Consider the following 13,451-nt stretch of genomic DNA (forward strand, 5'->3'; position numbering starts at 1 on the left):
CACGGGTGGCGCGATGGCCGAATGCGTCCGATTAACCCAGCGGCAACCTTAATGGAGTGTAATCGCTGCGGGTGAGGTAGCTTGGTGGCGTTGCCCCCGCGGGAGTGTTCGATGCGTTTAGCGTTCTGGCGTGCCGGCAAGGACAAGGCGGTGGTCGCGCGGGCCGTTGCGAAGTCCAAAGCCGAAGTCGCGCCCAAGGCCGAGGTCAAGGCTGACATCAAGACTGAGCTCAAGGTCGACCCCAAGATTGACGTCAAGCCTGCATCCGTCCTCACCAAGCAGGCGCAAGTCGAAGCCGGCGATATCGACCTGCACGCGCTCGGTGCGGCCTTGGCGCGCAAGCGCAGCTGGATCATCGTGCCGACAGTGCTGGCGCTCGTCGCATCGATTGCCGCGGTCAATCTCGTTACACCGCGCTACAAATCCGAAGCGCGCATCCTGATCGACGGCCGCGAGAACGTATTCCTGCGCCCGAACAGCGACCGTACCGAGGAACGGCAGGCGCTCGATGCCGAGGCCGTTACCAGCCAGGTGCAGCTCGTGCTGTCGCGCGATCTCGCGCGCGAGATCATCAAGAAGAACAAGCTTGCGGAGCGCCCTGAATTCGATCCGGTGCTGCAGGGCGTGTCGCCGCTGAAGTCGCTGGCCGCGCTGATCGGTATCGGGCGCGACCCGTTCTCGATGACGCCGGAGGAACGCGTGCTCGATGCCTATTACGAGCGCCTCCAGGCCTACGCCGTCGACAAGTCGCGCGTGATCGTCGTCGAATTCCAGTCCGCCGATCCCGAGCTTGCCGCCCGCGTCGCCAATTCGATCGCCGACGGCTATCTCGTGCTCCAGCAGGCCGCCCGCCAGGAGCAGGCCAAGAGCGCCAGCCAGTGGCTCGCCGGCGAAATCGAGAGCCTGCGCAAGAAGGTGTCGGACGCCGAGGCGAGGGTAGAGGACTTCCGGTCCAAGTCGAGCCTGTTCGTCGGCACCAACAACACCACGCTGTCGAACCAGCAGATGGGCGAGGTCAACACGCAGCTCAACAATGCGCGCTCGATGAAGGCGGATGCGGAATCCAAGGCGAGGCTGATCAAGGAGATGCTCCAGAGCGGCAAGCCGATCGAGGCGTCCGAGGTCGTGAACTCCGAACTGATGCGCCGGTTGTCGGAGCAAAGGGTGACGCTGCGCGCGCAGCTGGCCGAACAGTCATCCACGCTGCTCGGCAATCATCCGCGGATCAAGGAGCTGAAGGCGCAGCTTGGCGACCTCGACAACCAGATCCGCGACGAGGCGGCCAAGATCTCGCGCTCGCTTGAAAACGACGCAAGGATCGCCAGTGGCCGGGTCGATGGCCTGACCGCGAGCCTCGAGCAGCTCAAGAAGCAGGCGGCCTCGACCAACGGTCAGGACGTCCAGCTCCGCGCACTGGAGCGCGAGGCCAAGGCGCAGCGCGATCTGCTCGAGACTTACCTGGCCAAGTACCGCGAGGCCAACACCCGCGAAACCATCGACACCGCGCCGACCGACGGCCGCATCATCTCGCGCGCCATCGTCTCGAACACGCCGGCCTATCCGAAGAAGCTGCCAATCGTGCTGATCGCGACGATCGCGACGCTGCTGCTCTCCTCCGGCGTGGTCGTCACCGGCGAGCTGCTGCGCCAGACCGCGCCGCGAGTGGCGGCGGCGGTGCTCCCGGCGCAGGCGCCGGTGCGCCAGGCGGTGCGGGTCGAGCCGGCTGTCGAGCCGATCGCCGAGTCCGACATCGGTCCAGCTTTGGAAGAGCCTGCGCCGCTCCAGCCGGAGATGGCGACCGAAGCGGACGTCACCGAATTCACCGAGATCGAACGCCTGGCCGACAATTTGCGCGCGGCCGGCGCTGCGGCGAAGAAGGTCACCGTGCTCGGCACCGCCTCGGGCGAGGCCATCACGCTGTCGACGCTGACGCTGGCACGGCATCTGGCGCGCGAGGCGCGCGTCGTCGTGGTCGATCTCGCCGCGTCCTCGCCGACGATTGCCGCGGTGTCGGTCGATGCCTCGGCGCCCGGTCTTGCCGAGCTGATGCAGGGTGAGGCCTCGTTTGCGCAAATCATCACCCGGGACAAGCTGTCGCGGCTGCATCTGGTCATGGCCGGCCGTCCCGGCTTCGACCGCAGCCTGCTGCAATCGCCGCGGGTGACGCTCGCCATCGATGCGCTGCTGCGCGCCTATGATCACGTCCTGATCGACGCCGGCAGCGCCTCGGACCTCCCGGCGGAGCTGCTGACGGCGCATGCCCGCGCGGTGGTGGTGCCCGATGCCTCGATGGCGCCGGATGCGCGCACGCTGATGTGTGAGCAGCTGAGAGCGGTCGGCTTCAGCGAGGTGACGATGCTGAACAAGCCCGTGCAGCCGACGGTGGAAGCCCCACGCGTCGTGGCGGCGTAGGCCTTGACCCTCTCCGCTTGCGGGAGAGGATGGCTCGCTACCCGAACGCCTGCCGCAGCCGTCGGGCTAGATCGAACAGCATCTGGTTCTGCTTCACCAGCCGCTTGCCATGGCTGAGCGACGACATCGCCATGGCCGCGAGCTTGCCGCGCGAGGTCAGCGGAACAAAGCTGTCGAAGATCTCCTCGTCGTCCTTGCAGAACATCCGCTTGTAGTCGTCCGAGCCGATGCCGAGATCGAGCGCGCGGTAGCCGCGCTCGCCGTAGCGGTCGATGATATAGCGCATCAGGATCAGGCCGGGGCTGTAGCGGGCGTGCTCGGACATCGTGTAGGTGTTGAACATCATCGAGAAGCGCTCGCCGTCGGCGACCCCGGCGAAGATCGCGATCACCTCGTCATCGCATTCGAGTGCGTGGATGTCGATGACGCGGCCTTCGCCTCGCGGCGCAAGGCAGGCGCTGCGGACGAACTGTTCGACGCCGGGTTCGGCGAAGACGTTCGGGAGCTTTTGTTCCGCCATCCGGGCCGGCTTGACGCGGAAGAACCAGTCGAGCAGGCGAACGATGTCGGCATCGGTGGTGGCGAGGTGATAGCGATAGCCAGCGAGGGACTGGAGCTTCTTTTCCTTGCTCTTGAGGCGACGGCGAAGGGAATTGCTGATCCGCGATGCCGGCGGCCCGCCCGGCTGCATCACCAGCTGCGGACAGCCGTTGATTGCGCTCTGTCGCGGCAATAGCGCAAACGGGTTCTGCTGGTCGCGCCAGCGCAGCGGCTGCTGCGTCAGCGCCAGCACGTCGACATGCTCGCGCAGCGGCGCCAGCAACACCTCGAGATCGGTGACGGCGGTCTGCGCGGCACACGCGGCGTCCCACATGCCCATGTTGAAGGTCGTATGCTTGCCGCCCATGAAGCAGGCCGTGCGCACGCCGTGGCTTTGCCGCAATGAGAGCGGCAGCAGCAGCAGCGGCTTGTGATCGGCGTCGCGGCCGATCACGACGAAGGCACGCGCGCCCTCGCGCTCGCCGACCATTCGTTGCCAGGGGCAGAGCAGATCAAAGCGCTGATAGGGCGTGAAGAGATGGCCGGGCTCCTCGAAAGCGCGCCAGACCGCCTCGGCGGCGCCGAGATCGCTGACGATGTCGACATGCGCGATACGGCTCGCTTTCGACCGCGCTGGCGCTTCTGCCGTCCGGCTTTGCATCGCCGCAGCCATGGTCATCCGCGAAACCTGTCGAGAAATCAGAAAGTGACGTCAATCGGCCTGTGGCCGACCTTTGCAAAGAATTGTCAACAAAGGGTAAGGACAATGGCAGCGGGAACGGGCGCCTCGCGGGCGTAAGGGTGGGATATTGGCATCCGACGTCAGATGGCTGGAACGGCTGCGGCATGAGCTGGCCTGGTTCACGGGCCGGGCCGCGCTGCGCAGTCGCGGTGCCGGCGCCATCCTGCGCTTTCAACGGGTGTGCCCGCGGCGGCGCGGCGGGTTTCAGCCGCTGCGCGCGAATGAGATCACGCCGCAGTTTCTCGACCGCGCCATTCGCGCGCTGAAGCGCTGGCAGTACGATTTCCTTGGCATGGACGAGGTCTGCCGGCGCGCGGTGACGCTGCCGGAGAAGCGGCGCTTCGCGGCGCTCACCTTCGACGGTGCGACCAAGGATCTCATCGAGTTTGCCTATCCGGTGCTGGCGCAACACGCCGTGCCTTTCACGATCTACGTGCCCACCGCGTTTCCCGATGGCGCCGGACAGGCCTGGTGGCTCGGGCTCGAACAGGTGATCGCGCGGCAGAGCCGGATCAGCCTGATGATGGGCGAGAAGGAGCAGCGCTTCGTCGTCAGCGATCCCGCCGAGAAGCAGGCGCTGTTTTCGCATCTGGAAAGCTGGCTGCGCTCGCTGTCGCCGGCGGACCTGTCGGCGGCCATCGCCGATCTCTGCACACGGTACCGCATCGATCTTGCCGCGCTCTCGCGCGAGGCGTCGATGGATTGGGAGGATCTGGCGAAGCTCGCCGCCGATCCGCTCGTCACGATCGGCAGCGCGACCGTGAACTATCCCGCTCTCGCCAACATGAAGGATGCTGCGGCGCTGCGCGAGATCACGATGGGCAAGGCCGTCGCGGAAGCCGCCTTCGGCCGCGATGTCCGGCATTTCGCCTTTCCGTTCGGCGACCGCGCCTCATTCCGGCGCAGCCACGTCTTGATGGCCGCGGAGGCAGGCTTTGCCAGCGCGGTGTCGACGATCCCCGGCATCGTGGATGCGGAGGGACGGACCAACCTGCGCGCGCTGCCGCGGATTTCCTGGGACGGCCGCGTGCGTTCGTTGCGCATGCTGCGTGTGCTGGTATCGGGCGTTGCCTTTGCGCCGGTGAAACCGACCGCTACGAGCCAGACTTGACGCGGTCCGGCCGCTGCATCCAGCTCACGATCGGCATTGCCGGCAGCACCCAGCCCATGCCGACCACGACGTAATAGATCGCCTGCCGCCAGCCGGATTCGGCGATCCAGGGCATCTGTGCCGCCGCCATGCCGAGCAGGGCCCAGATCGTGGCCAGCACCAGCAGCAGGATGGCGCCGAGGAACTTGCGGGTGCGGATCGTCATGGTGGAATATCGTGGCTTTCGCGTAACTTGCGCTGCGGGAGCGGGGGACTATAAGGGGCACGCAGTCCGGTTCAAGTCTCTTCGGCACAGGCTCGGTTTTGTCCTTGAAATGACGATGATTTCCACTCCGTCCGAGCCGCATCGCGCCGTGCGCTGGTGGCTGATCTCCGTGGCCGCGCTGATCGCGCTGATGGTGCTGGTCGGCGGCGCGACGCGGCTCACGGAATCCGGGCTCTCGATCGTCGAATGGAAGCCGGTCACGGGCAGCGTGCCGCCGCTGTCGGAGGCGCAGTGGACCGAGGCGTTCGAGGCCTACAAGAAGATCCCGCAATACCGCGAGCTCAATGCGGGCATGAGCCTATCGGAGTTCAAGGAGATCTTCTGGTGGGAATGGAGCCACCGGCTGCTCGGCCGCTTCATCGGCGTCGCCTATCTGCTGCCGTTCCTGTTCTTCCTGTGGCGCGGCGGCCTGTCCGGTGAATTGAAGCGGCGGCTGTGGCTGCTGTTCGCGCTTGGTGGCCTCCAGGGCGCGGTCGGCTGGTGGATGGTCGCCTCCGGCCTTAGCGAACGGGTCGAGGTGTCGCAATATCGGCTGGCGACGCATCTGCTGCTCGCGCTTCTGATCTTTGCCGGCATCGTCTGGACGGTGCGGCGGCTCAAGGAGCGGCCGCAAATCGCAGCATCGGCGCGGCTGCGGATCACGAGTGCGCTGCTGCTCGTGGTGACGTTGGTGCAGATCTATTTCGGCGCGCTGGTTGCGGGCCTGCGCGCGGGCCGCGCCTACAACACCTGGCCGCAGATTGACGGCGCGTTCATTCCCTCGGCCGAGCGGCTGTGGTTCGAAACGCCGTGGTGGCGCAACATGTTCGACAATGTCCTGACGGTGCAGTTCGAGCACCGCATGACCGCCTACGCCCTGTTCGGGCTGGCGCTGCTGCATGCAGTCGATGCGGTACGGTCGCGCGCAGGCTCGGCGGCGGGCGGGGCGCTGTGGCTGTTCGCCGCGATCAGCCTGCAGGCCGTGCTCGGCATCCTCACGCTGCTCAACCAGGTGCCGATCGGTCTCGCGCTGGCTCACCAGGCGGTTGCGATCGTGGTGCTGACGCTAGCCGTGATGCAGGTGGAACGGCTCGCTTCGCGCCAGCAGACGCACCCGCAGCCGCGCGCGGTTCCGGTCGGTCAGGCCGGCTGATCACCATCAGCCGGCTGATCAGCAATAGCCGTAAACGCCGCAGGCATAGGGCAGGCGCCAGAAATAATCGACCTGCTTCCCGCCGTAATACGGCCCCTGATAGTCGTAATCCCAGGGCCGGCCGTAATAGCCGGGCAGGGTGTGCGAGCCCGGCAACAGGGGCGTGCCCGGCAGGTTGCTGATGTAGCTGCCGATGCCATAGGCCGGCGAGATCAACGCGTCCGGGTCCGTTTCGACGTAGACTTTTGCCGGCTCCTGTCGAGAAGCTGCGGCCCGCCGCTTCGGCGTGGCCGGCAGGTCTGCGGCGAGCGCGCTTGAGACCGTCAGCGTCACGGCTAGGGCAGGCATCATCCAGCGCAGCATCGTCGGCTCCGAATCAAGGGGGCGATCCAAAGACGATGTATGGGGCCGACATGGTTAACGACTGTTAACTGGCGGCGGCCGAAGCGACCGTCATTCCGGGGCGGCGCGAAGCACCGAACCCGGAATCTCGAGATTCCGGGTCTGGTCCTTCGGACCATCCCGGAATGACAATGAGGACTACGTCCCCAGCGCCTGTTCCAGATCGGCGATCAGGTCTTCCTTGTCCTCGATGCCGATCGAGAGGCGCACCACGTCGGGACCGGCGCCGGACTTGATCTTGGCGGCGTCGTCGAGCTGGCTGTGCGTGGTCGAGGCGGGGTGGATGACGAGCGAGCGGGTGTCGCCGACATTGGCGAGGTGCGAGAACAGCTGCAGCTTCGACACCAGATTGACGCCGGCGTCATAGCCGCCCTTCAAGCTGAAGGTGAACACGGCGCCTGCGCCCTTCGGCGCGTATTTGCGGGCGAGCTGGTTGTACTTGTCGTTTGGAAGGCCCGCATAGCTGACCGAGGCCACCGCCGGATGGCCGGCGAGGAATTCGGCAACCGCCTTGGCGTTGTCGCAGTGCTTCTGCATGCGCAGCGGCAAGGTCTCGATGCCGGTCAGGATCATGAACGCGTTGAAGGGCGACAGCGCGGGGCCGAGGTCGCGCAGACCGAGCACGCGGCAGGCGATCGCGAAGGCGAAATTGCCAAAGGTCTCCTGCAGGCGGATGCCGTGATATTCGGGGCGCGGCTCCGACAGCATCGGATATTTGCCGCCGGTGGACCAGTCGAAGGTGCCAGCATCGACGATGATGCCGCCGAGCGAATTGCCGTGACCGCCGAGGAACTTCGTCAGCGAGTGCACGACGATGTCGGCGCCGTGATCGATCGGGCGAATGAGGTAGGGGGAGGCCAGCGTGTTGTCGACGATCAGCGGCACGCCCGCCTTGCGCGCCACCGTCGAGACCGCCTCGATGTCGGTGATGCTGCCGGCGGGATTGGCGATCGACTCGATGAAGATCGCCTTGGTGCGCGGCGTCACCGCGCGCTCGAAGCTCGCGATGTCATCGGGATCGGCCCACACCACGTTCCAGCCAAAGCTCTTGAAGGCGTGCGTGAACTGGTTGATCGAGCCGCCATAGAGTTTTCGCGCCGCGATGAATTCGTCGCCGGGCTGCAGCAGCTGTTGCAACACCACGACCTGTGCGGCATGGCCGGAAGCCACCGCGAGCGCGGCGGTGCCGCCTTCGAGCGCGGCGACGCGCTCTTCAAGCACCGCGTTGGTGGGATTGCCGATGCGGGTGTAGATATTGCCGAACGCCTGCAGGCCGAACAGCGAGGCGGCGTGATCGGCGTCGTTGAAGACGAAAGAGGTCGTTTGATAAATCGGGGTCGCGCGCGCGCCCGTGGTGGGATCGGGTTGTGCACCGGCATGCACGGCGAGGGTTGAAAATCCCGGAAGGCGATCGCTCATTGATGGCGTCCTGTTCTTGTGGCCTGAAAATCGCGCGGCATGCTGATGGGCGCGGCGTTCCGCGTCAAGGCGCCGCTTCACATCGGAACGATCTTGCTACGCATTGTCGCGTTCGCGGAATGAATCCTTCGCGATTGCGTCAGCCTTGCTCGGTCTTGTTTTTCGCAGCGCGATCCGACGCGGCAGTGTTGCCGCCGCCGACACTCATCCGATTGAGGGATAGCCGCATGCCCTGCGTCGGTGCCGGCGCGCGCTTGGAACTCAGCGTGCGCGAATTGACGCCCATCCAGGAGATCTCGGACGACAGACGGCCATATTCGATCTTGGGGCAGCGGTTCATCACCACCTTGATACCGACCGCTTCCGCCTTCGCCGCCGCGGCGTCATCGCGTGCGCCGAGCTGCATCCAGATCACCTTCGGCAGCGGATCGAGCGTAAGCGCCTCTTCGACGACGGGCATGATGTGGCTGGAATTGCGGAAGATGTCGATCATGTCGACGGGGCGGCCGATGTCGGAAAGCGAGGCGACAAACGGCTTGCCGAGCAGCTCCTTGCCGACATGGCCGGGATTGACCGGGATCATGTCATAGCCGCGCTGCGCCAGATATTTGAACGCGAAATAGCTCGGACGCACGTTGACAGGCGAGGCGCCGACCATTGCGATCGACTTCACGCTGTTGAGGATGCCTCGGATGTAATTGTCGGGATAGGCGTCGTGGTTCATGTGATCCTTCATTCGTCATTCCGGGCGGCTCGAAGAGCCGACCCGGAATCTCGAGATTCCGGGTTCGATGCTTCGCATCGCCCCGGAATGACGGCGTAAGAAATACAGTTACTCATCCCGCCAGCTCGGCGCGCGCTTCTCGATGAAGGCGCCGATGCCTTCCTCGGCGTCGCGCGCCATCATGTTCTCGGTCATCACCTCTGCCGCATAGCGATAGGCGTCGGCAAGGCTCATCTCGGCCTGGCGGTAGAATGCTTGCTTGCCGAGCTTGATGGTGTAGGCGGATTTCAGCGCGACCTGTTGCGCGAGCTCGATCGCGGCGCCGAGCTCGAGGCCGGCGGGCACCACGCGGTTGATGAGGCCGATCTCGCGGGCGCGGTCGGCGGAGATCGGCTCGCCGGTCAGCAGCATTTCCATCGCCTGCTTGCGTGGCACGTTGCGCGACAATGCCACCATCGGTGTCGAGCAGAACAGGCCGATGTCGACGCCGGGCGTGGCGAACTTCGCCTTTTTCGAGGCGATCGCAAGATCGCAGCTGGCGACGAGCTGGCAGCCGGCCGCGGTCGCGATGCCCTGGACGGACGCGACCACGGGTTTCGGCAGATGCACGATCGCCTGCATCATCGCGCTGCAGGCGGTCATCATCTCGGCGAAGAAGGCGCGGCCGCGGTCGGGATCAGTGCGGCGCGCGGTGAGCTCCTTCATGTCGTGGCCGGCGGAGAAGGCCGGGCCGTTGGCAGCGAGGACGACGCCGCGCACCGCCTTGTCCTCGCGGATCTCGTTGAGCTCGGCATGCAGGGTCGCGATCATCGCTGCCGACAGGCTGTTGCGGGCAGCCGGGCGGTTCAAGGTCAGGACTGCGATGGAGCCGGCGGTCTCGCGCAGCAGGATCGGCGGTTGCGGGGAGGGGGCGCGGGCGGCCTGGCCGGACATCGAAGCGTTTCCGTTGGATTATTGCATTTGAATGACGCAGATAACTTAATGTAACAGGGCAGGCGAAGCGAGGGTGGGGAACAGCATGGCGGCAGCGAAAATGGGCGTGGCGGAGGTCGAGCAGTTTCTCCGTGTCGAGTTTCCCCAGGCCTTCAGTGGCGACGACATCACCATCGAGAGCGCGGACGGCCAGACCTGCCTTTTGCGCCAGCGTTTCAGCGAGAAGATGCTGCGGCCCGGCGGAACCGTGTCCGGGCCGACGCTGATGGCGCTGGCCGATTTTGCAATGTACGTGGTGCTGCTATCGGCAATCGGGCCGATCGGGCTCGCCGTCACCACCAATCTCAACATCAATTTCCTCCGCAAGGGTCAGCCCGGGCAGGACGTGCTGGCGGAAGCCCGGCTGCTCAAGCTCGGCAAGCGGCTGGCGGTCGGGGAGGTGAAGCTCTTGTCCGGCACCTCGCCGGATCCGATCGCCCATGTCACCTCGACCTATTCCATTCCAAATGTTTGAGCTTTTTGCAGGTAATATAACACCATATTTATAAGTAATTGATTTCACATATAAAATTTACGCTGTCGGGCATTGACCGTCGCGCATCTCTTCTCTAGAAACCCGCGCAGTCCGGCGCGGTGTTCGCGCCGATATCTCCCGTCCACGGAAACTCCGACATGAAAACCTTTTCGGCAAAGCCGGCTGAGGTGACGAAGAAGTGGGTGCTGATCGACGCCAAGGGTCTGGTCGTCGGCCGCCTCGCCACCATTGTCGCCATGCGCCTGCGCGGCAAGCATCTCCCGACCTACACTCCGCACGTCGATTGCGGCGACAACGTCATCATCATCAACGCGCAGCATGCGGTCCTCACCGGCCGCAAGCGCGAGCAGAAGACCTACTACAAGCACACCGGCTATGTCGGCCACGTCAAGGAGCGCACCGCGCGCCAGATCCTCGAGGGCAAGCATCCGGAGCGCGTGCTGGAGAAGGCCGTCGAGCGCATGATCCCGCGCGGTCCGCTCGGTCGCGTGCAGATGGGCAACCTCCGTGTCTACGGCGGGGCCGATCATCCGCACGAGGCGCAGCAGCCCGAGAAGATCGACATCGCCAAGTTGAACCGCAAGAACACGAGGGCCGCATAACATGGCCGAATCCATCCAGTCGCTCGACCAGCTCTCGCAGCTCAAGACGGCGGCGGCGCCCGAGGCGCCCAAGCACGAGAAGAAGGTCGACAAGTTCAATCGCGCCTATGCCACCGGCAAGCGCAAGGACGCTGTCGCCCGCGTGTGGATCAAGCCGGGCGCCGGAAAGGTCACCGTCAACTCGCGCGAGGTCGAGGTCTATTTCGCCCGTCCCGTTCTGCGCATGATGATCGAGCAGCCGTTCTCCGTGGCCCAGCGTTCGGGCCAGTACGACGTGATCTGCACGGTTGCCGGCGGCGGCCTGTCCGGCCAGGCCGGTGCGGTCCGTCACGGCATCTCCAAGGCGCTCACCTATTTCGAGCCGGAGCTGCGCGGCGTGCTCAAGAAGGGCGGCTTCCTGACCCGCGACTCGCGCGTGGTCGAGCGCAAGAAGTACGGCAAGGCCAAGGCCCGCCGGTCCTTCCAGTTCTCGAAGCGTTAATCGCTTTTGTCACATTCGCCGCGAAAGCGGCTTCAATGAGATGCAAAAGGGCGCTGAATTCAGCGCCCTTTTTGTTGTTCGTTTGTACGCAAATTGATGGCGTGTTTCCGGAAAACTTAGGTCTGCGTGAAAACCTGAATGGAACCCGGCCCCCCCTAGCGTCGCCTTCGGAAGGGCGCGCAAATCGGATGTACCGATCGCGTAACTGCTATGATCTAGAGGGGGCCGACATGATGTCGCTCGATAGCATCACGCTCTATTTGGTCGCCACGATGGTTGCCGCACTGCTCGGCGCCATGATGGTTTTTTTCGGCAGGCAGGAGAACAGCCCTGCACTGAAATGGTGGGGCACCGCCTACCTGCTCGGCGCGGCTTCCGTCGCGCTGTGGACCGCGGCCGGCGACAGGCTGGGCCCGCATCTTTACCTCGCGCTGAACGCAGTCGGCTTCGTCGCCTGCGGCATGGTCTGGAACGCGGCGCGCGTCTTCCATGGCCGCAAGCCGAACTGGCCGGGGCTCTTGCTCGGCGCGCTGGCCTGGGTCGCCGCCGTCACGCTGATCGCTCCCGAGGCATCGATGCTGCGGATGATCATCGGCGCCGGCATCGTCTCGGTCTATGCGGCACTGACCGCCAGCGAGCTCTGGACCGAGCGGCGCAAGAGCGTGCAGCGACGCTGGCCGGCCTTCGTGATGCCCGTGATGCACGGCTGCGTGTTGATGCTGCCGATCGTGATCGGCAGCTTCCTGCGTCCGCACGATGCCGGCTTCTCGTCGAGCATCTGGGTCACCGTGTTCGCGGTCGAGCTGATCCTCTACGCCGTCGGCACCGTATTCGTGATCTTCATGCTGGTATCCGAGCGCACCGTCACGGCACACCGGACCGCCGCCTCGACCGATCCCCTGACCGGCATGCTCAACCGGCGCGGCTTCTCGGAAGCTTGCGGCCGCGTGATCGAGCGCGAGGCCAAGGCCGGACGTCCCGTGACCGTGATGATCTTCGACATCGATCATTTCAAGTCGATCAACGACCGCTTCGGCCACCCCGCCGGCGACGAGATGCTGAGACTGTTCTCCACCGTCGTCGTCAGCAATTTGCGCATCACCGACCTGTCGGGCCGCATCGGTGGCGAGGAATTCGCAGCGCTCCTGCCGTGTTCGCTGGAGGAGGGTGTGCTGGTCGCCGAGCGCGTGCGCGAGGCATTCGAAACCTCCGGCGTCGTGGTCGATGAGGGCCCGGTCGACACGACAGTCAGCATCGGCGTGGCCGGCGGGCCTGCCGGCACCGAGCTCGAGGTGCTGCTGGCGTCGGCCGACACTGCGCTCTACCAGGCCAAGCGCGGCGGCCGTAACCGCGTCGAGGCGGCGGAGGAGCTGCCGCTGTCACTCGAGAACTGGCGCCGCCAGAGCGCCGCGCGGGTCGGCGCGCCGCAGGCGCGGCCGGCGACCGCTTAAGACACGAGGTGGCGTTGCGGTAAGCTTCTGTTTACCATTCGATCCCTACCATTGCGGTCATGGAATCGATCCGTCGACAGAATCCGCAAGTCACTCTGATGTCGCTCGAAGCCGCTGCCGCATCGGCACGCAGCGGCTTCGCCTGCCTGTTCTCCACCGCGGATGAATATGAGCGCGCGTTGATCAGCGAGCGCCGCGCGCAGGGGCGCTACACGCAAAGCCGCCGCAGCTACTGGCCCGTCGGACTGTTCGTCGGTTGCGCCCTCATCGTGGCAGGCACGGTCCTGCTGCTGGCCTGAGAGATCTGCATTTTTCGGCCGAGCAGGGCGCCGTTTCGGCGCCTTTTTCTTTTTCGCCGGCTGCGGTAGAGACGCTGATCGAACAAGAAGGGTGGAAACCGATGATCACAGAGATCGCGCAAATCGACGTCAAGCCGGGCAGCGAGAAGGATTTCGAGGCCGCCGTCGCCAAGGCCAAGGCCGCCTTCGGCCGCTCCAAGGGGTTTCACGGCTTCGAGTTGCACAGATCGATCGAGAAGCCGCAGCGCTACCGGCTGATGGTGAAGTGGGCGACGCTGGAGAACCACACCGTCGATTTCCGCGGCTCGGAGAATTTTACCGAATGGCGTGGCCTCGTCGGCCACTATTTTGCGGCGCCCCCGGAGGTCGAGCACACCGAAACCGTGCTGACGACCTGAGCTGG

At 65.1% G+C, this 13,451-nt stretch carries 15 protein-coding genes; 9 read left to right on the forward strand and 6 right to left on the reverse strand.

Annotation, left to right across the window (positions count from 1 at the left end; all coding sequences use genetic code 11):
* The first annotated feature begins 111 nt into the window (after positions 1-111).
* Positions 112-2,412: a GumC family protein gene (locus tag P6U31_RS17045; protein WP_407189525.1), complete on the forward strand. Its 2,301-nt coding sequence runs from the start codon at positions 112-114 to the stop codon at positions 2,410-2,412.
* A 37-nt stretch (positions 2,413-2,449) separates the two neighbouring features.
* Here P6U31_RS17045 and P6U31_RS17050 read toward each other — a convergent pair whose 3' ends face one another.
* Complete coding sequence (locus tag P6U31_RS17050; protein ID WP_407189526.1) at positions 2,450-3,631, reverse strand: GNAT family N-acetyltransferase; 1,182 nt, start codon at positions 3,629-3,631, stop codon at positions 2,450-2,452.
* Positions 3,632-3,761: 130 nt separating this feature from the next.
* Here P6U31_RS17050 and P6U31_RS17055 point away from each other — a divergent pair, with 130 nt between their 5' ends.
* Positions 3,762-4,805: a polysaccharide deacetylase family protein gene (locus tag P6U31_RS17055; protein WP_407189527.1), complete on the forward strand. Its 1,044-nt coding sequence runs from the start codon at positions 3,762-3,764 to the stop codon at positions 4,803-4,805.
* On the opposite strand, the gene P6U31_RS17060 is transcribed toward P6U31_RS17055, so the two are convergent.
* Positions 4,789-5,010: a DUF2842 domain-containing protein gene (locus tag P6U31_RS17060; RefSeq protein WP_407189528.1), complete on the reverse strand. Its 222-nt coding sequence runs from the start codon at positions 5,008-5,010 to the stop codon at positions 4,789-4,791. The two genes, P6U31_RS17055 and P6U31_RS17060, sit on opposite strands and share 17 nt — an antisense overlap.
* Before the next feature lie 109 nt (positions 5,011-5,119).
* Between P6U31_RS17060 and P6U31_RS17065 the strand changes: the two genes are divergently transcribed.
* Positions 5,120-6,202 (forward strand): COX15/CtaA family protein, encoded by a 1,083-nt coding sequence (locus tag P6U31_RS17065; protein WP_407189529.1) that lies wholly within the window; start codon positions 5,120-5,122, stop codon positions 6,200-6,202.
* Positions 6,203-6,220: 18 nt separating this feature from the next.
* On the opposite strand, the gene P6U31_RS17070 is transcribed toward P6U31_RS17065, so the two are convergent.
* The 4 genes from P6U31_RS17070 to P6U31_RS17085 all read right to left on the reverse strand — a co-directional run bounded on the left by P6U31_RS17070 (position 6,221) and on the right by P6U31_RS17085 (position 9,680).
* Positions 6,221-6,565: a hypothetical protein gene (locus P6U31_RS17070; RefSeq protein WP_407189530.1), complete on the reverse strand. Its 345-nt coding sequence runs from the start codon at positions 6,563-6,565 to the stop codon at positions 6,221-6,223.
* A 177-nt stretch (positions 6,566-6,742) separates the two neighbouring features.
* Positions 6,743-8,023 carry an O-acetylhomoserine aminocarboxypropyltransferase gene (locus P6U31_RS17075; protein ID WP_407189531.1) on the reverse strand — a complete coding sequence of 427 codons (1,281 nt, stop codon included), beginning with the start codon at positions 8,021-8,023 and terminating at the stop codon, positions 6,743-6,745.
* Between the two features lie 139 nt (positions 8,024-8,162).
* Positions 8,163-8,747 carry a CoA-binding protein gene (locus tag P6U31_RS17080; protein WP_407189865.1) on the reverse strand — a complete coding sequence of 195 codons (585 nt, stop codon included), beginning with the start codon at positions 8,745-8,747 and terminating at the stop codon, positions 8,163-8,165.
* Positions 8,748-8,855: 108 nt separating this feature from the next.
* Positions 8,856-9,680, reverse strand: coding sequence for an enoyl-CoA hydratase (locus P6U31_RS17085; RefSeq protein ID WP_407189532.1), 825 nt, complete (start codon positions 9,678-9,680; stop codon positions 8,856-8,858).
* Between the two features lie 85 nt (positions 9,681-9,765).
* Between P6U31_RS17085 and P6U31_RS17090 the strand changes: the two genes are divergently transcribed.
* The 6 genes from P6U31_RS17090 to P6U31_RS17115 all read left to right on the forward strand — a co-directional run bounded on the left by P6U31_RS17090 (position 9,766) and on the right by P6U31_RS17115 (position 13,446).
* The gene (locus P6U31_RS17090; protein WP_407189533.1) at positions 9,766-10,194 is read left to right on the forward strand and encodes a PaaI family thioesterase; all 429 of its coding nucleotides are present in this window, start codon (positions 9,766-9,768) and stop codon (positions 10,192-10,194) included.
* Between the two features lie 158 nt (positions 10,195-10,352).
* Positions 10,353-10,817 carry a 50S ribosomal protein L13 gene (gene rplM / locus P6U31_RS17095; protein ID WP_011087726.1) on the forward strand — a complete coding sequence of 155 codons (465 nt, stop codon included), beginning with the start codon at positions 10,353-10,355 and terminating at the stop codon, positions 10,815-10,817.
* Position 10,818: 1 nt separating this feature from the next.
* Positions 10,819-11,298 carry a 30S ribosomal protein S9 gene (gene rpsI / locus P6U31_RS17100; RefSeq protein ID WP_028178828.1) on the forward strand — a complete coding sequence of 160 codons (480 nt, stop codon included), beginning with the start codon at positions 10,819-10,821 and terminating at the stop codon, positions 11,296-11,298.
* A gap of 230 nt (positions 11,299-11,528) precedes the next feature.
* Positions 11,529-12,749 carry a diguanylate cyclase gene (locus P6U31_RS17105; protein ID WP_407189534.1) on the forward strand — a complete coding sequence of 407 codons (1,221 nt, stop codon included), beginning with the start codon at positions 11,529-11,531 and terminating at the stop codon, positions 12,747-12,749.
* Between the two features lie 59 nt (positions 12,750-12,808).
* On the forward strand, positions 12,809-13,048 hold the full coding sequence (locus P6U31_RS17110) for a hypothetical protein (protein ID WP_407189535.1): 240 nt from the start codon (positions 12,809-12,811) through the stop codon (positions 13,046-13,048).
* 101 nt (positions 13,049-13,149) lie between these two features.
* Positions 13,150-13,446, forward strand: a complete 297-nt coding sequence (locus P6U31_RS17115) for an antibiotic biosynthesis monooxygenase family protein (protein ID WP_407189536.1) — start codon at positions 13,150-13,152, stop codon at positions 13,444-13,446.
* Positions 13,447-13,451: the final 5 nt, after the last annotated feature.

It is taken from the genome of Bradyrhizobium centrosematis (assembly GCF_045571495.1).
Lineage (GTDB): Bacteria > Pseudomonadota > Alphaproteobacteria > Rhizobiales > Xanthobacteraceae > Bradyrhizobium > Bradyrhizobium centrosematis.